This is a genomic window from Holosporales bacterium (assembly GCA_031263535.1).
Taxonomy (GTDB): Bacteria; Pseudomonadota; Alphaproteobacteria; order UBA3830; family JAIRWN01; genus JAIRWN01.
Map to the genome: position 1 here is coordinate 77,096 of JAISFO010000023.1, position 17,045 is coordinate 94,140.

At 44.7% G+C, this 17,045-nt stretch carries 20 protein-coding genes and 2 tRNA genes; 11 read left to right on the forward strand and 11 right to left on the reverse strand.

Translation table 11 applies throughout. The features are described from left to right. Positions 1-105 precede the first annotated feature (105 nt). The 3 genes from LBL30_02430 to LBL30_02440 form a co-directional block, all read right to left on the reverse strand. On the reverse strand, positions 106-870 hold the full coding sequence (locus LBL30_02430) for a septal ring lytic transglycosylase RlpA family protein (protein ID MDR1031960.1): 765 nt from the start codon (positions 868-870) through the stop codon (positions 106-108). A gap of 64 nt (positions 871-934) precedes the next feature. Further along, a complete protein-coding gene (locus tag LBL30_02435) occupies positions 935-1,243 on the reverse strand; it encodes a hypothetical protein (GenBank protein ID MDR1031961.1) in 309 nt (102 codons plus the stop codon). 87 nt (positions 1,244-1,330) lie between these two features. Next, complete coding sequence (locus LBL30_02440; GenBank protein ID MDR1031962.1) at positions 1,331-2,002, reverse strand: glutathione S-transferase family protein; 672 nt, start codon at positions 2,000-2,002, stop codon at positions 1,331-1,333. Between the two features lie 74 nt (positions 2,003-2,076). Here LBL30_02440 and LBL30_02445 point away from each other — a divergent pair, with 74 nt between their 5' ends. From LBL30_02445 to LBL30_02455, 3 genes are read left to right on the forward strand one after another with little or no spacing between them, the layout of a single operon-like run. Then, a complete protein-coding gene (locus LBL30_02445; GenBank protein MDR1031963.1) occupies positions 2,077-2,874 on the forward strand; it encodes an undecaprenyl-diphosphate phosphatase in 798 nt (265 codons plus the stop codon). Between the two features lies 1 nt (position 2,875). Continuing rightward, a complete protein-coding gene (gene galU / locus LBL30_02450; GenBank protein ID MDR1031964.1) occupies positions 2,876-3,748 on the forward strand; it encodes a UTP--glucose-1-phosphate uridylyltransferase GalU in 873 nt (290 codons plus the stop codon). Beyond that, positions 3,745-5,052 (forward strand): UDP-glucose/GDP-mannose dehydrogenase family protein, encoded by a 1,308-nt coding sequence (locus LBL30_02455; protein ID MDR1031965.1) that lies wholly within the window; start codon positions 3,745-3,747, stop codon positions 5,050-5,052. Before galU ends, LBL30_02455 begins: the two co-directional genes overlap by 4 nt. A gap of 38 nt (positions 5,053-5,090) precedes the next feature. On the opposite strand, the gene LBL30_02460 is transcribed toward LBL30_02455, so the two are convergent. From LBL30_02460 to LBL30_02470, 3 genes are all read right to left on the reverse strand, one after another. Next, entirely contained in the window at positions 5,091-5,498 is a 408-nt protein-coding gene (locus LBL30_02460; protein MDR1031966.1) for a type II toxin-antitoxin system VapC family toxin, read from the reverse strand. Further along, positions 5,491-5,721 (reverse strand): type II toxin-antitoxin system prevent-host-death family antitoxin, encoded by a 231-nt coding sequence (locus LBL30_02465; GenBank protein MDR1031967.1) that lies wholly within the window; start codon positions 5,719-5,721, stop codon positions 5,491-5,493. Before LBL30_02465 ends, LBL30_02460 begins: the two co-directional genes overlap by 8 nt. A 142-nt stretch (positions 5,722-5,863) precedes the next feature. Beyond that, a tRNA-Leu gene (locus LBL30_02470) sits at positions 5,864-5,948 on the reverse strand. Between the two features lie 146 nt (positions 5,949-6,094). Here LBL30_02470 and LBL30_02475 point away from each other — a divergent pair. From LBL30_02475 to LBL30_02500, 6 genes are read left to right on the forward strand one after another with little or no spacing between them, the layout of a single operon-like run. Continuing rightward, positions 6,095-7,153, forward strand: coding sequence for an aspartate-semialdehyde dehydrogenase (locus LBL30_02475; GenBank protein MDR1031968.1), 1,059 nt, complete (start codon positions 6,095-6,097; stop codon positions 7,151-7,153). Next, positions 7,150-7,905: a 3-deoxy-manno-octulosonate cytidylyltransferase gene (locus LBL30_02480; GenBank protein MDR1031969.1), complete on the forward strand. Its 756-nt coding sequence runs from the start codon at positions 7,150-7,152 to the stop codon at positions 7,903-7,905. Before LBL30_02475 ends, LBL30_02480 begins: the two co-directional genes overlap by 4 nt. Next, positions 7,902-8,858, forward strand: coding sequence for a KpsF/GutQ family sugar-phosphate isomerase (locus LBL30_02485; GenBank protein ID MDR1031970.1), 957 nt, complete (start codon positions 7,902-7,904; stop codon positions 8,856-8,858). Before LBL30_02480 ends, LBL30_02485 begins: the two co-directional genes overlap by 4 nt. Positions 8,859-8,880: 22 nt before the next feature. Continuing rightward, the gene (locus LBL30_02490; GenBank protein MDR1031971.1) at positions 8,881-9,570 is read left to right on the forward strand and encodes a hypothetical protein; all 690 of its coding nucleotides are present in this window, start codon (positions 8,881-8,883) and stop codon (positions 9,568-9,570) included. After that, the gene (gene lptB / locus LBL30_02495; GenBank protein MDR1031972.1) at positions 9,570-10,319 is read left to right on the forward strand and encodes an LPS export ABC transporter ATP-binding protein; all 750 of its coding nucleotides are present in this window, start codon (positions 9,570-9,572) and stop codon (positions 10,317-10,319) included. The genes LBL30_02490 and lptB overlap by 1 nt, the downstream gene beginning before the upstream one ends. 36 nt (positions 10,320-10,355) lie before the next feature. Further along, positions 10,356-11,597, forward strand: a complete 1,242-nt coding sequence (locus LBL30_02500; GenBank protein ID MDR1031973.1) for a ParB/Srx family N-terminal domain-containing protein — start codon at positions 10,356-10,358, stop codon at positions 11,595-11,597. Positions 11,598-11,667: 70 nt separating this feature from the next. On the opposite strand, the gene LBL30_02505 is transcribed toward LBL30_02500, so the two are convergent. The 4 genes from LBL30_02505 to LBL30_02520 all read right to left on the reverse strand — a co-directional run bounded on the left by LBL30_02505 (position 11,668) and on the right by LBL30_02520 (position 14,465). Continuing rightward, a complete protein-coding gene (locus tag LBL30_02505) occupies positions 11,668-12,396 on the reverse strand; it encodes an ATP-binding cassette domain-containing protein (GenBank protein ID MDR1031974.1) in 729 nt (242 codons plus the stop codon). 1 nt (position 12,397) lies between these two features. Next, on the reverse strand, positions 12,398-13,183 hold the full coding sequence (locus tag LBL30_02510) for an ABC transporter permease (protein MDR1031975.1): 786 nt from the start codon (positions 13,181-13,183) through the stop codon (positions 12,398-12,400). Then, complete coding sequence (alr, locus tag LBL30_02515) at positions 13,180-14,358, reverse strand: alanine racemase (GenBank protein ID MDR1031976.1); 1,179 nt, start codon at positions 14,356-14,358, stop codon at positions 13,180-13,182. The genes LBL30_02510 and alr overlap by 4 nt, the downstream gene beginning before the upstream one ends. 33 nt (positions 14,359-14,391) lie before the next feature. Beyond that, positions 14,392-14,465: transfer RNA gene (locus tag LBL30_02520), tRNA-Cys, on the reverse strand. A gap of 197 nt (positions 14,466-14,662) precedes the next feature. Here LBL30_02520 and LBL30_02525 point away from each other — a divergent pair. Beyond that, positions 14,663-15,127: a winged helix DNA-binding protein gene (locus LBL30_02525; GenBank protein MDR1031977.1), complete on the forward strand. Its 465-nt coding sequence runs from the start codon at positions 14,663-14,665 to the stop codon at positions 15,125-15,127. A 94-nt stretch (positions 15,128-15,221) separates the two neighbouring features. Here LBL30_02525 and LBL30_02530 read toward each other — a convergent pair whose 3' ends face one another. Next, positions 15,222-15,518, reverse strand: a complete 297-nt coding sequence (locus LBL30_02530) for a hypothetical protein (protein ID MDR1031978.1) — start codon at positions 15,516-15,518, stop codon at positions 15,222-15,224. A gap of 179 nt (positions 15,519-15,697) precedes the next feature. Here LBL30_02530 and LBL30_02535 point away from each other — a divergent pair, with 179 nt between their 5' ends. Continuing rightward, the gene (locus LBL30_02535; GenBank protein MDR1031979.1) at positions 15,698-16,720 is read left to right on the forward strand and encodes a leucine-rich repeat domain-containing protein; all 1,023 of its coding nucleotides are present in this window, start codon (positions 15,698-15,700) and stop codon (positions 16,718-16,720) included. The last annotated feature ends 325 nt before the right edge of the window (positions 16,721-17,045 follow it).

Sequence of the window (17,045 nt, forward strand, 5' to 3'; positions counted from 1 at the left end):
ACCCGATACACGCTCAATCTCATACTATTACTATATGAGATTATATGAGTTTATATTAGATTAACCAACTTTTTTAATCAGATTCTTTCGTCTTAGCCTTAAAAGTCACATACCCTCCAGCAGTTTATCTATGCCGGTTTTGCGCCTAGGCACTTGGGGTGCGCGGGCTGAGTTACAACCTTTGGTATGAGCATTTGAAGCCGTAGGACTTGGCTGTCTGACGCTGCTGTAAACAATAGCTCGGCTTCCTTTCTCGTTCAGTAAAGGGATATATGGAATTTTGTGAGGCAGCTGACCGTACCCACCACTGGTTTTGTGCCCTGGATAGTATGGATAAGGCTTGCGACGCCTGAGCAGAGCGGCTATGCGGCTTTCTTCTGGTAAGCATTTTACCTGCACGCGAAAGACCCCCTTATCGTATCCTTTAAGGATCTTGGCAACCCCTAAAGAAACATCGATGATGCGGCTTTTAGGCTTGAAAAATGGCCCCCTGTCATTCACCAGAACTTTTATACTTCTCCCATTTTCTAAATTAGTTATCCTTACAACGCAGGGCAGCGGCAATGTCTTATGCGCGGCGCTAAGCCTTCTGCAATCAAACCTCATCCCACTTGCTGTTAAGTTACCATGCGCCTCGTACCCATACCAGGACGCATATCCTACAGCGTTATATCTGTAGTGCATTTGCGGACGATATAGGGTTCTTCTGTCGACGTAAGGCCGCTCGCTTCCCGCGTGCCAGGGGCCTTTTTTGGAGATTCTAAAGGACCTGTACGGTGAGCATGAGGTCAAAATCAGCGCAAGGAAAATCCCCTGTAAAAGCAACCTCGAACGACAGGTATGAATGCTGAGTGTCTGTAATAATGTCATTTTCAGGAATACAAGCACACTATTCATGCTTAATCAAGCAAATTAGCGCGCCAAATAGGCAAGGCTATTGCTGATTGCCAGCAATCAATTCAAGATCTTCTTCGGTGTAGTCCAGCTTATAACTTTTTGCTGCATCGAAAACAGTTAGTATATTATCAAAAACTGAGCAATATCCGTCCGATACTGGGATCGTCTCGACCTCATTGCCGTTTTTGATAACGACGTTGCCGGCAGTAATTTTGGCGAAGTAAGGTATGTGATTTGCCAGAATCCCAACTTGCCCCTCTGTTGTGGGCAGTAAAACCATAGAGGCCTCTCCCTCAAACACAGGCGCTTTATCAGAGAAAACCTGCACCGTGAAACTGCCGCTCATACACTTACTTATAGGTAACCAACCTGATTATAGACCTTGATACCCGGCTTACAAAGTGAAATTTGGCGCCTTTGATAGATTTTGAAATTAGAAATCCAAATCGCGGTAGTATGATGGGGGTGGAACGGCCGGCACGTGATCATCCAGGATAGGCCTAAAGCTGGGGCGTGATTTGACCTTTGCATACCATTCTTTGACAACCGGATGCTTCGACCAGGATATTGCACCTATATAATCCAAGCAGGATATATGCCCGGCCGCCACTAGATCCGCAAGTGACAACTCTGTTCCCGCAAGGTAATTCCTGCCCTCTAGCAAGCTTGCGATGTAGGCGAAGTGCCGGTCCATATTACAGTTGGCCCTTCTGATTACTGACGAGTCTGGAACGCCTTCGTGCAGGTTGCGCTTCATGGTCTTTTCGTAAAGCATCATGTGAGAAACCTCGCTGTAAAACGTCTGATTAAACCAATCGCTTAATCTGCGTATTTCAAGCATTTGCTGAAAATCTTGACCAATCAGCTTGGTTCCTGAATCATATTTTCGGTTAAGATAATCAACAATTGCGCCGTTTCCTGCAATGATTTCACCAGTTGCGTCAACCAAAAGCGGAACCTGTCCGCTGGGATGTATGCTGGTGAATTCTGGCCTGTGCTCCCAATATCTTTCGACAATCAGGGCATACTCCAGCCCCTTTTCGCCCAGCACGAGCCGTACAGTTCTGCAAAAAGGACATAACCAATAGTGATAAAGTGAACGCATTTCACATATATCGTACCTACTTAAGAATAAAGCAATAATATGCTAAAAGCATAATATTTGATTAAACGTTTCAAATGGATACGTTACAAGCCATAGTAACCGGGGCGATTCAGGGGATAACCGAGTTTATTCCGGTCAGCTCCTCAGCGCATTTAGCAGGGCTGCCGCTCATCATGAAATGGTCGGATCCAGGACACGCGGCAGATGTATTTTTGCATTTTGGCTCGCTATTTGCGGTGTTCGTGGTGTTTTGGAAAGATATTGCGCTTATTTTAAAGGGCGCTTTGCATATCGTCACTCGCCAAGCCAGCGATCAAAGGACGTATGCTTTATCGCTGTTAACCGCCAGCATACCCACCATTGTGGTATTCGGCATTGTAGAGGTCTTCTTCCCGCTTAGGATAAATTCGCTGATGTTTATTGCCTCAAACTCCATACTTTTTGGTGTGCTGCTGTGGCTGGCAGATCGCCGGTCAACGTCGCCTAGCAAACAAGTATCCTGTAAAGACGCGCTTATTGTAGGATTTTTTCAAGTATTTTCAATTATTCCAGGCGCAAGCAGGTTAGGGACATGCCTGACAGGTATGCGTATATTGGGCTATGACAGGATTACTTCTTTTAGATTTTCCATTTTAATGTCAATTATTCCCGTCGCTGGGGCGGTTTTTCTTAAAGCTTTAAAAGTTTTATTTTCCGTTGTGTCTCTGCCTTGGGACGGAATGATATTGTCATGCTTGGTAGCATTCGCTTTTGGTATATTGACTTTAAAAGTGGTACTGGCATGGCTTAAGAATGGATCGTTTTTGCCGTTTGTCTTGTATAGAATAGGCCTTGGGGCAGCGCTTATCGGCCTATATACGGCGGCCTTTTAGCATGAAAAAAGTCAGAAAAGCAATATTTCCTGTCGGAGGCATGGGAACCAGGTTTTTGCCGGCGACCAAGGCTATGCCAAAAGAAATGCTGCCGGTTATTGACAAGCCGCTTATTCAGTACGCCGTCGAAGAAGCGCTCGACGCCGGGATAGAGGAGCTTATATTCATAACTGGCCGAGGAAAAACCGCGATAGAAGACCACTTTGACTACAGCATTGAGCTTGAGTCGATGCTGGCAGCCAGAGGAAATGATCGGTTTATAGATGAAGTCAACAAGCTGATCCTGCCTGTCGGCCGAGTATATTACGTAAGACAACAAAAACCGCTGGGGCTTGGGCATGCTGTGTGGTGTGCCCGAAATTTGATCGGCGACGAGCCGTTTGCCGTAATCCTAGCGGACGATCTTATATTTGGACAGAATTGTCTGAAAGAATTAGTCTCGGCCTGTAATAACGGCAATGTGGTGGCTGTAATGCGCGTAGGTCCCGAACAAGTCGATAAATACGGTATATTGGACACAGATGCTTGCTCAGGCAACGTCGTTAAAGCCAAAGGCGTGGTCGAGAAACCAAAGGTAGGCACGGCCCCGTCTAATGTTGCGGTAATTGGGCGCTATATCCTTTATCCAGAGGTATTTTGTCATTTGGAGAATGCAAATACAGGCATTAATGGCGAAATTCAACTAACAGATGCTATAAATTCCATGACACAAACTACAAGCCTGCATGGCGTTTTCTTCTCCGGCACTCGTTTTGATTGTGGGACAAAGGAAGGGATGGTACAGTCCACTATATACAGCGCGCTCAACAGGAAAGAGCTGGCGGATAGTACGCTCAGCTACATGAGGGATTTAATTAAAACGGAGACAAAATGAAGGTCACAATGGTTGGTACGGGCTACGTTGGCCTGGTTACTGGGACGTGCTTGTCATCTTTTGGGTTTGAGGTTATCTGCGTTGACAACAATAAGGCCAAAATTGAAGGGCTGAAGAAGGGGGTTATTCCTATTTATGAGCCGGGGCTTGATAAGCTGGTCGATTCAAACCTTAAACAGGGGCGCCTGAGCTTTACAACGGACCTAACTGCTGCAGTACAGCAATCCGATGTAGTGTTTTTGGCAGTAGGCACCCCAAGCAAGCAGAACAGCGAAGAAGCTGATCTTACGTTTTTGTTTAATGCTGCGGAGGAAGTTGCCAAAGCGATAAGTCGTTATACCGTCATTGTGGTAAAATCGACCGTTCCAGTTGGAACATGCCGCAAGATTAAAGACTTTATCAAAAAGACCAACCCTCAAGCCGATTTTGATGTAACTTCAAACCCAGAATTCTTGCGCGAAGGGTCGGCAATCGAGGACTTTATGCGTCCTGACCGCGTTGTTGTAGGCGCAGAAAGCGAACGTTCACGCCAGGTAATGGATAGTCTATATAAACCTTTATTTCTTCTAGAAACACCTGTAGTTTTCACAACGCTTGAAACGTCTGAGCTGTCTAAGTATGCCTCAAACGCCTTTTTGGCTACCAAAATTTCTTTCATCAACCAACTGGCCGACCTGTCTGAAAAGTGTGGAGCGAATGTCCAGCACATATCAAAAATCATGGGGCTTGACCACCGTATTGGTAAAGAATGCTTGCATGCAGGCCCGGGGTATGGCGGATCTTGCTTTCCAAAGGACACCATGGCGCTTAGCTTTTTTGCCAAAAGCTTTGGCACGTCTGTAAGTATTGTTGACGCTGTGATTAAGGCAAATAAAGACCGAAAGCTGCAAATGGCGCAGAAAGTAATCGGCGCTTGTGGTGGCAGTGTGAAAAACAAAAAGATTGCAATTTTGGGGGTTACATTTAAGCCAGAAACAGATGATATAAGAGACGCGCCAAGTTTGGTGATAATCCCAGAACTTCAACGTGCCGGAGCGTCTATATATGCAAACGATCCAGCCAGCCATGAAGCAGAGAAAGCGTTTAGCAACGTTACTTGGTGCTCATGCCCTTATGAAGCATGTGCTGACGCAGATGCTGTTGTAATAGTGACTGAATGGAATCAATTCAGAAGTCTTGATTTTAACAAGCTAAAGCAAGCTATGAAAACGCCCATCATGATTGATCTGCATAACGTATATTCTGCGCGTGAAGTCGAATCGGCGGGATTCTTTTACGAAAGCATTGGCCGAGGCAAGGTATAGTTTCCCCAGTCGGATAACGTTTATACAAAACCAATATCCTATTTCAAGCAAAATCCATTTTCGATATAGGACAAAATTTTCTCATCCTGGGTTATAAGCGGCATGTGCTTTATTCTTGAGGTTGCCACAATCATTCTGTCTGCAGAATCTCCATGAAATTGCCCTGGAAGAGAACAGCTATCCAGCAAAATTTCGTTGGCAAGCTCAATAATTTTAATTGATGATATTTCAATAGCCTGATTAATCCATTTGTCAATTGGTTGAGACAGCACAATTCTCTGCTTAGCAACCAGCATGCCAATTTCCCAAATAGAAATCGCACTTAAGCATATTCTGGCGCCTGAGTTTACAATTTTTTCTATTCTTTCCTGGTTTCGCTTATTCAATTTTTGATCGCCGTTCATAAGCCACAAAAAGACGTGAGTATCAAGCAAAAGATCACTCATCTTCGACTGTCCATACACAATTTATCGGCTTTTGAATATCGTCATTTTCTGTAAAGGAATTTTGCATTGCCCCAAAGAGCCGCTTGGATTCCACAGATGGAGCACTTAGTTTTGCAAATGGAATTCCCCTTTTTGTAATCAAAAAAGTATCGCCCTTGCGTACGTCGTCTAACAGTTTTAGGCATTTTGCCTTAAATTCGCTGGCCTGAATCGTTATCTCCATGATAAAATTCCTATAGTCATTTCATAATGACCATAGTAACCTAATAATAGGAATAAGTCAAGTAAAAAGGAAATTTTGTAAAACGATCTTTATAGTTTTTATATCGAGTCTTTTGATGATGTTTTTTGTATACGAAATAAACTGGTGCGGTCGAGAAGACTCGAACTTCCACGAATTGCTTCACAGCGACCTCAACGCTGCGCGTCTACCAGTTCCGCCACGACCGCTTGACGACATTGGATAACAAAAATCTTTGTAATCGACAATTGATTAATTCAGCTAAGGTTTCAAAATGCGTCTTCAGTTTATCAAATAGATCAAGTTTCGTTTTGGCTTTGGCCATTGTATACTGCTGAAGGCCAGCCAATATAAATTGGAAAAAAAATTATATAACGTTGCAGTAATTGGCGCGACTGGGAATATCGGCTCAAAAACGTTGGATATACTTATTGAGCGTAAATTTCCTTGCGCCAATATTACGGCCGTTGCCTCTGCCAGATCAGCTGGCACCACGCTGCGCCTTTTAGACAGACGAGAGATTAAGGTTCAGCAAATCTCGCAGGTAGATTTCAACAACATAGACTTAGCGTTCTTTTGTGCAGTAAGCGCCGTGTCGGCCGAATATGCCGCTCAAATCGCGCAAAAAGGCTGCTTAGTCATCGACAAAACCTCATTCTTCAGGATGCATGAGGACACCCCCTTAGTCGTGCCAGAAATCAACTTTGACAGCATAAGCAGCCGCAAGCCATCATCAGGCATCGTTGCTTGCCCAAATTGCGTTGCGATTCCGTTGAGCATGACTTTGTCTGCTTTAGTTAGAGGGGGATGCAGAATAAGAAACGTTGTGGTATCGACTTATCAGTCGGTATCCGGGGCAGGAAGACGAGCGGTCGATGCTTTAAAATCGCAGGCTTTGGCTGATTTAAACGCTGATTATGTAATGCCCGAAGGCTTAATCTCACCATTCCCTAAGAAGATAGCCTTTAATGCAATCCCGCAGATAGGAAACATATCTGCCTCAGACGCTTATACAGATGAGGAAGACAAAGTAATGCGAGAGGTTGCAAAAATCTTGGGGCAGATTGACCTAAATATATCGGTTACTTGTGTGCGAGTGCCTACATTGGTTGGCCACGGTATATCGGTCTATGTTGAGCTGGATAAAGCGGCCAGCCTGAAAGAGCTTGCGTCAATGTTCAGGCAATTCCCCAGCATATCATTCGGTGCGGAGAATGATTATATTACTCCAGTTGAGTCTGAAGGCCGAGATGAGGTTTTTGTTGGGCGTTTAAGAAAAGCAAGCAGAGGATATGCTTTTTGGGTAATTGCTGATAATCTGCGCAAGGGAGCTGCGCTTAATGGAGTGCAGATAGCAGAGCAACTAATAGCAGCAGACCCAAGCTTAGACAGGTTTAAAGCGAGCAAGACATGAAAAACGACTCTACAATTATTGTTATTCCTGCGCGACTTGCATCTACGCGCTTGCCCAGGAAGCCGCTGGCCGACATATGCGGTATGCCAATGGTGGCCCGTGTCCTTACTCGGGCGAAAGAAGCCGACGTAGCGGACGTTATTGTCGCTTGCTCTGAGCCAGAAGTTGCCGAAGCTGTAAGCACTTACGGAGGAGTGCCAGTAATAACCGATCCAAACCTTGCCTCTGGTACTGACAGGGTGTACGCAGCAGTGGAATCTTTGGGGAAATCGTATGAAATTGTCGTAAATCTGCAAGGGGACCTGCCGACTGTGGACAGGAACACTTTATCGTCTGTTGTTGAGCTGCTGAAACAGACAGATGCAGATATGACTACGCCTGGGCTTATTATTGAAAACGAAGATACAGACAGGTTTAATTCCCCAAACATAGTAAAAATAGCAACAAGCATAGCGGCAGGCCAAAAATCTGGTCGAGCATTATACTTCAGCCGCGCGCCGATTCCTTATGGAGATGGGCCGAAAATCCAACACCTTGGGATATATGCTTACAGAATAAATGCGCTAAGGAAATACACCTCTCTGCCGCAAACGTTTTTGGAAAAGCGTGAGCGGCTTGAACAGCTTAGGGCTTTGGAAAACGGCATGAAAATACATGTTGCCATTGTGGACATGGCGCCAATTGAGGTGGATACTCAACAAGATCTTGAGCAAGCGCGGGAATTCTACAAACATAATCAAAAAATGATGTGATCGACCTAGACGTATTATCACAAGCAAAAGATGTCCTTAGGCAAGAGGCCGAAGGTATAATGCTGGCCGCTGAGAAGCTGGATGAGAACTTTTCTGCCGCCGTAAAGGCGATAATAAACACGAGCGGGCGGGTTATCCTGACCGGTATGGGCAAGCCTGGGCATATTGCAAGCAAGATTGCATCTACTTTGGCCTCAACCGGAACGCCGGCGCTGTTTGTGCATCCTGCCGAGGCAAGCCATGGCGACCTTGGGATGATCTGCCGGCAAGATACGATGGTGATGTTTTCGTTGTCGGGCGAAACCCTAGAGCTTATGAGTATGATAGAATATGTCTGTCGATTCGGGATAAAGCTTATCGCCATCACCGCCAATCAAGACAGCGCTTTGGCGAAATCGGCCGACATAGTACTTTTACTGCCAAAGCTGTCAGAGGCGTGTCCGAATAGGCTTGCGCCAACGACTTCTACTACGGTTATGCTGGCCTTAGGGGATGCGCTTGCCGTAGCCCTTATAAGCTGCAGAAAATTTAACACGGAAAGCTTTAAGCTGCTTCATCCCGGAGGCGCTTTGGGCAAGAAGATGCTGCAAGTCAAAGACCTTATGGCAAGCGAACTGCCCTTGGTGAAGAAAGCGATGTTAATGGACTCTGCCTTAATAGAAATGACGGCCAAATCCTTCGGTTGCGTTGGGGTAACAGATGATAATGGCAAGCTTGTTGGCGTTATAACGGATGGAGACTTACGCCGCCATATGTCAAGCGATTTGCTTAAGTTAAGTGCAGAGCAGGTCATGACCCGAAATCCAATAACTTTGGATCAAGAAGTCATGGTGCTTAAGGCAGTGGATCTTATGAATACTAAAAAAATCACTGCTGTATTTGTGGTTAATGACCTCGGCAAGCCGATTGGTCTTGTACATATTCATACGCTGCTGGGGGCCGGGATTGTTTAGATTTCTGGCGTTGATATCTGCAATGTGGACAGCGTTGTGCAATGCGGACAGCGGTTCAATCGATGTAAGTGCCGGAAGCGTGGCTCTGGATCAGGGCTCTAAAACTGTATCGCTAAAAGACGGAGTCGTTGCCAAGCTTGATGGCGGTCAAATTACCTCAAAAATGGCAGAGGCTCACCTGAATGAGCCGGAGGATATATCAAACCCCAGCGAGGTGCTGTTAAGCGGAGATGTAAGTGGGTGCTTGTCCGATATTGAGGTGTCTGCAGATCAAGCGCAATACACTGTGCAGGACGGCTCTTTGGTACTGTCGGGACGACCGGCCGTTGTGAAAACGAAACAAGAGACTGTTTCTGCAGGCTCGATAATCCTAAAAGGGCTTGCAGTTACCGCAGAAAGTGGCGTTATATTAAAAAATGCTAACTATACAATTACAACTGAAAAAGCCATTGCTTACTTCTCAAAAATAAGCGGCAAAGTATCGCTTAAAAGTGTAGTTTCAGGCGGTAAAGTAACTATAGTCTCTGCCAAAACGACTTACACAGCGGATAAATGTGAATACAAGGACGGTGTGCTGTGCCTTGCGGGCAATGTAGTTATAAAAAATGCCAAAAACTGTATTGTGGCCGACAGGGTTAAACTGAACACAGCGACCGGAGTACATATGATCGAAGGCGTAAACAGCCCAATTAGCGCGAGCTTGCACAAATAATGGACAAGAAACCTCAAACTGGCTTAGTGGTTAATAAAATCTCAAAAACTATAGGCTTTCATCGCAGAAAGAAGGTTTTGATAGATGAGCTCAGCCTTCAAGTCCAGCAGGGCCAAATCGTTGCTTTATTGGGGCCTAATGGTGCCGGTAAAACCACTTGCTTTTCGGTGATATGCGGCCTGACTAAACTGGATTCTGGCAACATATATATAAACGGACAGGAAGTAACGCGTATGCCGATGTATAAGCGCGCGCGGATGGGTCTGGGGTATCTTCCGCAGGAATCTTCTGTATTCAGAGGGCTTAATGTACAAGAGAATATATTGGCTGTCCTGGAAGTAATTGAACCCGACAAAGACCTTCAGGAACAAGAGCTTGAAAGGCTTCTTGAAAGCTTTTCAATTGCCCATCTGCGATATAATGCTTCGGTCACGTTATCTGGCGGGGAGCGTAGGCGTCTTGAGATAGCGCGCGCTTTGGCCACTAAGCCGCAGTTTATTTTGCTTGACGAACCTTTGGCCAGCATTGATCCAATCGCCATTCAGGATATGCGCATATTGATTATGCAGCTTAAATCGGCTGGTATCGGGATACTCATTACCGATCACAACGTAATTGATACGCTAAAGATTGCAGAATATGCATATATAATGTACGAAGGAAAGATTCTAACCGAAGGCCCTACGAAAGAAATCATGAACGACAAAATCGCAAGACGTTTGTATCTGGGGAATGATTTTGATGCATGAAGAACATATATGCTTAAATAATAAAAGGCACATTATATGATTGAGTTTGCCAAATCTTTGCTTAGGTCAACCTGGCGTAAAGTTTATCCAAAGATTCATAAATTTAGAATATCGTTAAAAACATTCAATGTCAGGTTGGATAGATTATTATGTGGTGGCGCCAACGGCATAAGGGCAGCAAAATATGCAGAGCTAATGGATGATTTTCTGCTGCCTTCCAGACCAGCCTCACAAAGCCCTCACACAGAGTTGCTTAAGGATTTTGATAAGCTAGGAATGAAAATACTGCAAGATGATTTTCTGCAACAAACTAAATACTATAAGTATGCAGAAAAATGTATGCGTCTCACTGGGTGCTTTTTCTATGACAGATTAGACAAAATAAAAATATTGGTTGAGCGTTTTATTAGGCAATACAAAGGTGAGACGCTTAATCTTCCACAACAACCCGGACAAAGTGACGTTGGCCCTATTTGGCTAAGGCCAATTAAGTTCTCTAGTTATTATGAGATAATAGATGGCCATCACAGAGTTGCCAGAGCCATTATGGCCGGGCAGGAAACTATTCCGGCAATTATTTACGATGCCACCCCGGTCCTAACCCCGCTACAACAATTACTGCTGGACGTTCTGTGGATCAGCAATCATAGATGGCTTTATCAGCCAGTTCATTCTCCCGAGATAGAAGAACAATGGATTCTGGTGAGAAATTGCCAGGATAGGCTTAATATGATGAATAATTTTTTGGACATTAAAGCATTTAATAAAAAGGGCGCAAGCTATCTGGACGTTGGCTCAAGTAATGGCTGGTTTGTAAAGCAAATGGAAGACAAGGGCTTGTGTACTCGTGGTATAGATCGTGATCCGTTTGGTATTGAGGTAGGGTTTAGGATGTATGGCCTTAAGCCAGAGCAAATTACTCATTCAGATATCACTATAGGCTTGGAAAAAATGGTATCGCGGGGTGATATATTTGACTTTACTTCATGTATGAGTATTATGCATCATTTCGTCTTAGGTAAAACCTCCTATACACCCGAGCATCTTTTAAAGTTGCTGGATAGAATCACTAAGCAAGTGATGTTTTTCGATACTGGCGAAGAGAATGAGCCGGTTTTCGAAGGGACGCTGCATGGTTGGAGTTCAGAGTATATCCAGAACTGGATATTATCCAATTCTTCATTTAAAGAAGTAATCCCTTTAGGCCGGGACAACGACAGAAAGCCTCCGTTTCAAGGCTACTATAACAGGATGATGTTTGCTTGTATTAAAGGATGATACGCAGCATCTAAACACTAAATGTAAGCCAGGCTCAACACAACAATCCAAATGTCCGTAGTTTAATTTCCTACACCGGATTAACAAAATGCCGAAGGGCTGGGTTGTCAGAGTTTTTGAGGGCGTCGACCTTGTCTTCCCAAACTATTTTGCCATTATCTAAGAGGGCGACATGATCGGCTATTACATTGGCAACGTTTAGGTCATGAGTGATCGTGATACAGCAAAGGTCAAGTTTTTCGATTGTTTTCCTGATAAGCTTGGTTATTGTCGAGCCTGTAATTGGATCAAGCCCAGACGTTGGCTCGTCGAATAACATGATATCTGGCTTAAGAGCAATGGCCCTGGCCAAAGCAACACGCTTCTGCATCCCGCCTGATAAAGCAGATGGGTAAAGCTTGAACACACTTTGATCCAGCTCTACCGCCAAGAGCTTCTCTCTGGCAATTTTGGCCGCATTGGGTATGCCTCGGTTTATCAGGCCAAAACTGACGTTCTGTTCAACCGTCATAGAGTCAAACAAAGCCCCGCCCTGAAACATCATGCTGAATTGGGATAGATATTGCCGCCTATGTTTCCTGTCATTGACGCTTATGCCCCCGGCTACTACATCGCCTGAGTTCATATATATTAATCCCAACAACACCTTGAACATAACAGACTTGCCCACGCCAGAGCGGCCAAGGATCACCAAGGACTCGTTTTTACACACCTTTAGGTTGAAGTCATTAAGAACCATGGTGCCGTTGCTAAATGTTTTACAGACATTCATGAATTCTATTTTGGCTGGGGCAGGCATTTTACACTCCAAAAAACATTGCTGTAACAACGTAGTTGAGAACCAGAATTCCCATACATGCCGCCACCACCGCCATGGTTGTCGCTTCGCCCACGCTTTTCGCCCCTCGCGCCGAGTTGAAACCATAAAAACAGCCAAATATCGCAATGGTAAAGCCAAAACAGGCCGATTTAACCAGGCCGCACATAACGTCCTCTGTCGCCAGATTCATCAGGGTTTGCGTCATATACGCGTGTGAAGCAAACCCAAGCTTTGTTGTGCCTACTAAGAAACCACCGAATACGCCTATGACATCGGCCATTAATGTAAGAAGTGGCAGGCAGATCAGACATGCCAATATGCGTGGTGCGACAAGAAACCTGAATGGGTTGACGCCAAGGATCTCAAGCGCGTCGATTTGCTCAGATATCTTCATTGACCCGAGTTCGGCGGCTATTGAAGCGCTCATTCTACCGGCCACCATTAACCCAGCCATAACTGGCCCCAATTCGCGTGTTATTGCGACGATTACCACCGTAGCCACTGCGCTCTCGCCGGAAAATTTTGCAAACCCAACATAGGTCTGCAGCGCGATTACCATCCCGCTAAATACGGCTGTCAGCCCTACGATAGGGATCGAGAAAAAGCCAGTATTCAACATCTGCTTAAGCAGCTCGCCTATATAAAGCGGCCAAGAACAACACGCCCAAACGCCCTTCGACACAAAGATCGAGACCTTGCCGGCCTCAACCAGCATGCTTATCGTCCTCGCCCCTATATTAGCCAGTAAATTTACGACTACATTCAACTTATATATATCCTATGCGGCCTGCTTCCTAGACTACACAAAAATTCTAAAGATATGGTTCCTATTTTGCCAGCAATTTCTTCGGCGCTAAGCTCTGGGCTGCATATTGTGCTCCATTGCCCGGGATAGACCAACCCCTCCGGTATATCAGTCACATCTATGGTGACCAAATCCATGGATATGCGGCCAACTATCTTTGCCCTATACCCAGCGATTATGACGTCTCCGCCTTCGTCGTTGCTTGACCCAAGCGCCCTTGGAACGCCATCGGCGTATCCTATGCCGATTGTTGCTATTCTCGAGAATCGTTTGCATACATAGGACGCGCCATATCCAACAGGGCAGCCAGGCTTAGCATAATTGATGTTAAGAACCTTGGCGTATATACTTACCGGTTGCAGAGTAGGCTTGAATTTATCCAGCCTAGTGGTCAGGCCGAAAAGGAACGTCCCAACCCTAACCATATCGAAATGATACTCGGGTCCGTGTAATATCCCTTTTGAGTTGGAAAAGGTTGCGGGAATACCTTTGAATATTCGCTTAAAGCGCCTGAATTTAACAAGCTGCTTAAGGTTATTGGGGTTATGCTCGTCGTCTGAGCAGGCAAGATGGCTCATAATATATTGCACATCCAAGGCGCCTTTTACATCAGGCCGATTGGCATACCACAGGCCGTCTTGCCAGCTCAGCCCAGTGCGCGTCATGCCCGTATCAAAATGCAGTATAGTCGGCAGTTTCCTGCCGCAGGTTTTGGCGCAGTTATACCAACACTCAACCTGAGACTTGTCAATAAGCGCGGGAATGAGGTTATGCTCTAGAAACAGCCTCTCCGTGTGAGGCAGCACGCCGCACAGCACATATATGCGTGAATCTTTCGTCACTACGCGGCGCAGGTCGATCCCTTCGGCAATGTCCGCGACAAAGAAATCTCGACAGCCATCACTGACCAGCGTTTGCGCCACCTCAGCAGTACCAAGCCCGTATGAATTCGCTTTCAGAACCGCTGCGCACAGGCATTTGTTGACATTACTTTTGGCAAGCAAAGCTTTTATCCTGCGGTAGTTGCTTTTTATGACCCTGAGGTCAATCACAATCGCCGAAGCGTTCTGTGCAGGAACGGTCTGAAGTTGCCTGTATATGTATTCAGGAATACTTTGGTTGCCGATTTCATGCATTGGGTTTTCTGCGACTTTTAGGTCAAATGTAATTGGAGGCCGGGATCGGAATCGAACCAACGTACAAGGATTTGCAGTCCTCTGCATAGCCACTCTGCCACCCGGCCGCACCTAAGGCCATATGATAGCACAAACTTCGCTAGATTAGGATACTTTTACTGCTGATAATTAACGTTCGGCGTGCAGAAGTAGATTTGGGCAATCTGGACTATAGTGGTAATCTTAGGATAACTAGCTTATATAGTTTTTTAACAAAGTTTTTTGTGATATATGTGCAAACGTTCTTGGCAGGTTATACTGAAGTATGAAAACTGAAAGCTCTTACCTTAAGGTTGTGTTCTTGATAGAGCGTCTGCACAGGCTTTTCCTTGAGAATATAAAGGCAGACCTTGACGACGCGAGGATATACGACATAAACAACACTCAAGCCTTGATTTTGTATAATATAGGCAAAGATCAAGTTTCTGTAGGAGAGCTAACCCAACGAGGGTATTACCTTGGCTCTAACGTGTCTTACAACCTGCGAAAGATGGTCGAAAACGATTTTTTGATTCAGGAAGCCTCACCTCACGATAAGCGGTCGACTATTGTGAAGTTATCAAGCAAGGGGTTGAAGCTGTACGAATTCATGAGCCGAGTAATGGAAAAACATGTAGAGGCCTTGAATAAAGAAGGCATTGTCGACAAGTTATTTGGCGATACTGTAAATCAGCTTAAATCCTTAGAGAAGCTCTGGATCCAGGGCAAAGGGAGCCTCTCCTTCAAGTAAAGCCACTTGTCTTTAGGTTTCCTTTGTTTCGTTGATGCGAGTGGCGTATCTATCTTAGATATTATTCCTCAGACGCAGTAAAGCGAAACGTGCATTACTTTTTCCCACCACGGCGGTAGGCTGGCTTTTTGCCTCCTTTAGCAGATTGTTTTGGAAGAAGTTCAGGATGAGTGGCTTTAAGATGGCCAATCGACTCCTGTAAATGAGCCGGCATGCTTTGAACTAAAAGTTGGTTCAAACCAACGTTTTCGTAAAAGGGCTTTATTTGAGCAAAAACAGACTCTCTCAAATTTTGGGGAATATTATTTAAATCAAGTAGCCCGCTGATTACCCTATTAGCAAGCCAGATGTGTCCAAAAGAAAGGTCCAGCAATGGATCTTCGATCGACATCCGAAAGAATTTAGTTCCACCTTCCATATGAATAATAACTGGCCTCTTACATCCTTTTGCTGATCGTCACTCGCTTGTTAATTGGCCAATTAATGAAAAATGTTAAATATGTTGCAAAATTGACATTTATATGATATCATTTTTTTGTTTATGTTGCCCATTATTAATAAGGAGAAATTATGAAAAATGTTATAATGATAGTATCGGTAATTATGCTGCTTGTCCCAGAAATCGCATATTGTACAAGAGCTATAGATCGTTGTAGGCAAAATTTGGACGGAGTTTGTTATTTCGCAAATAAAGATGGAATTACTATTGCCTCTAGCAACCGCTCTTCTAATTCACCATTTCCTAGAAATTTAATTTGTAAAAATGGACAAGTCTCCCCAACTTTATATGTAGGAAGTTTTGATGGATCAAGATTTGCACTTATATGTATTTCATCCAGTGTACAAACATTTGGCAACGGGTGTTTTGGAAACTGCCCGAATTTGAGCATAGTAGCGTTTGAGTCCAACTCCCAATTAACAAGGATCTCAGATCACGCCTTTCGTAGCTGTTCTTCCCTGAAATCTGTATGCTTTCCGGCAAGTTTACAGACAATCGGTGGAAACTGTTTTAAAGAATGCCGCAGCTTAAGCTGCGTAACGTTTGCGCTCGGTTCGCGATTGGCAAGGCTCCCAGAGTGTACCTTTGACGGCTGTTCTTCTCTAAGATCTATATGCATTCCGTCCAGTTTACAGGCGATTGGTAATTGGTGTTTTCAGGACTGTGGCAGTCTAAGCATCTTAATGTTCGAGTCCGTACCGCGATTGCAAATAATCGGAGCGGGCGCCTTTAGCGGCTCTGCCCTGGAATCTATATGTCTTCCGTCCAGTTTACGGACGATCGGCGGAGGCTGTTTTTTGCTCTGTCGCAATCTAAGCGTCGTAGAGTTTGAGCCTGGTTCAAAACTAAGAACGATAGAAGATTTTGCCTTTGGCGATTGTGCTGCTCTGAAATCTATATGTATTCCGTCTAGTGTAGAGAGGCTCGGCCCAAGGTGTTTTGGTTCTACTCCTCTTACAACAAGATTAAATCCTACAGCAGGGTTAAGTAGTATAGTATTTGAGCCAAGCCCTCAACCGATAACGATCGGAAAAGACACTATTCCTGCAGGAGTTACGATTGATGCTAATGATCGCCCTCTTGTACGCAGGTAACATAAATCCAAGCTGGCTGGCGTCAGTTTATAAACAAGACCGAAGCCAGTATCCTCCGCGTAATTCACCGTGATCCCCCCGCCGTTCTGCATCGGGGGCATTTAAACCAAAACCGATCGGGCAATTTGCTATATCAAATATTCTCAAATACTATTATAAAGTGCAGATCGGGCTTCTGTATTAAACCTTGCCAAGCCCCATTGCCAAGCCAAATTTCATGCCTATTTCGCAACAATCTTAAAATGAGCAAAAAATATATTGACAAAAGTATAATATTATGTCATATATGCGTTCATCAGATTTTTAATAAGGAGAAATTATGAAA

Coding starts and splice junctions, on each gene's coding strand:
- LBL30_02430 (MDR1031960.1), bottom strand. CDS start 870: ATGACATTATTACAGACACTCAGCATTCATACCTGTCGTTCGAGGTTG.
- LBL30_02435 (MDR1031961.1), bottom strand. CDS start 1,243: ATGAGCGGCAGTTTCACGGTGCAGGTTTTCTCTGATAAAGCGCCTGTG.
- LBL30_02440 (MDR1031962.1), bottom strand. CDS start 2,002: ATGCGTTCACTTTATCACTATTGGTTATGTCCTTTTTGCAGAACTGTA.
- LBL30_02445 (MDR1031963.1), top strand. CDS start 2,077: ATGGATACGTTACAAGCCATAGTAACCGGGGCGATTCAGGGGATAACC.
- galU (MDR1031964.1), top strand. CDS start 2,876: ATGAAAAAAGTCAGAAAAGCAATATTTCCTGTCGGAGGCATGGGAACC.
- LBL30_02455 (MDR1031965.1), top strand. CDS start 3,745: ATGAAGGTCACAATGGTTGGTACGGGCTACGTTGGCCTGGTTACTGGG.
- LBL30_02460 (MDR1031966.1), bottom strand. CDS start 5,498: ATGAGTGATCTTTTGCTTGATACTCACGTCTTTTTGTGGCTTATGAAC.
- LBL30_02465 (MDR1031967.1), bottom strand. CDS start 5,721: ATGGAGATAACGATTCAGGCCAGCGAATTTAAGGCAAAATGCCTAAAA.
- LBL30_02480 (MDR1031969.1), top strand. CDS start 7,150: ATGAAAAACGACTCTACAATTATTGTTATTCCTGCGCGACTTGCATCT.
- LBL30_02490 (MDR1031971.1), top strand. CDS start 8,881: ATGTGGACAGCGTTGTGCAATGCGGACAGCGGTTCAATCGATGTAAGT.
- lptB (MDR1031972.1), top strand. CDS start 9,570: ATGGACAAGAAACCTCAAACTGGCTTAGTGGTTAATAAAATCTCAAAA.
- LBL30_02500 (MDR1031973.1), top strand. CDS start 10,356: ATGATTGAGTTTGCCAAATCTTTGCTTAGGTCAACCTGGCGTAAAGTT.
- LBL30_02505 (MDR1031974.1), bottom strand. CDS start 12,396: ATGCCTGCCCCAGCCAAAATAGAATTCATGAATGTCTGTAAAACATTT.
- alr (MDR1031976.1), bottom strand. CDS start 14,358: ATGCATGAAATCGGCAACCAAAGTATTCCTGAATACATATACAGGCAA.
- LBL30_02525 (MDR1031977.1), top strand. CDS start 14,663: ATGAAAACTGAAAGCTCTTACCTTAAGGTTGTGTTCTTGATAGAGCGT.
- LBL30_02530 (MDR1031978.1), bottom strand. CDS start 15,518: ATGTCGATCGAAGATCCATTGCTGGACCTTTCTTTTGGACACATCTGG.
- LBL30_02535 (MDR1031979.1), top strand. CDS start 15,698: ATGAAAAATGTTATAATGATAGTATCGGTAATTATGCTGCTTGTCCCA.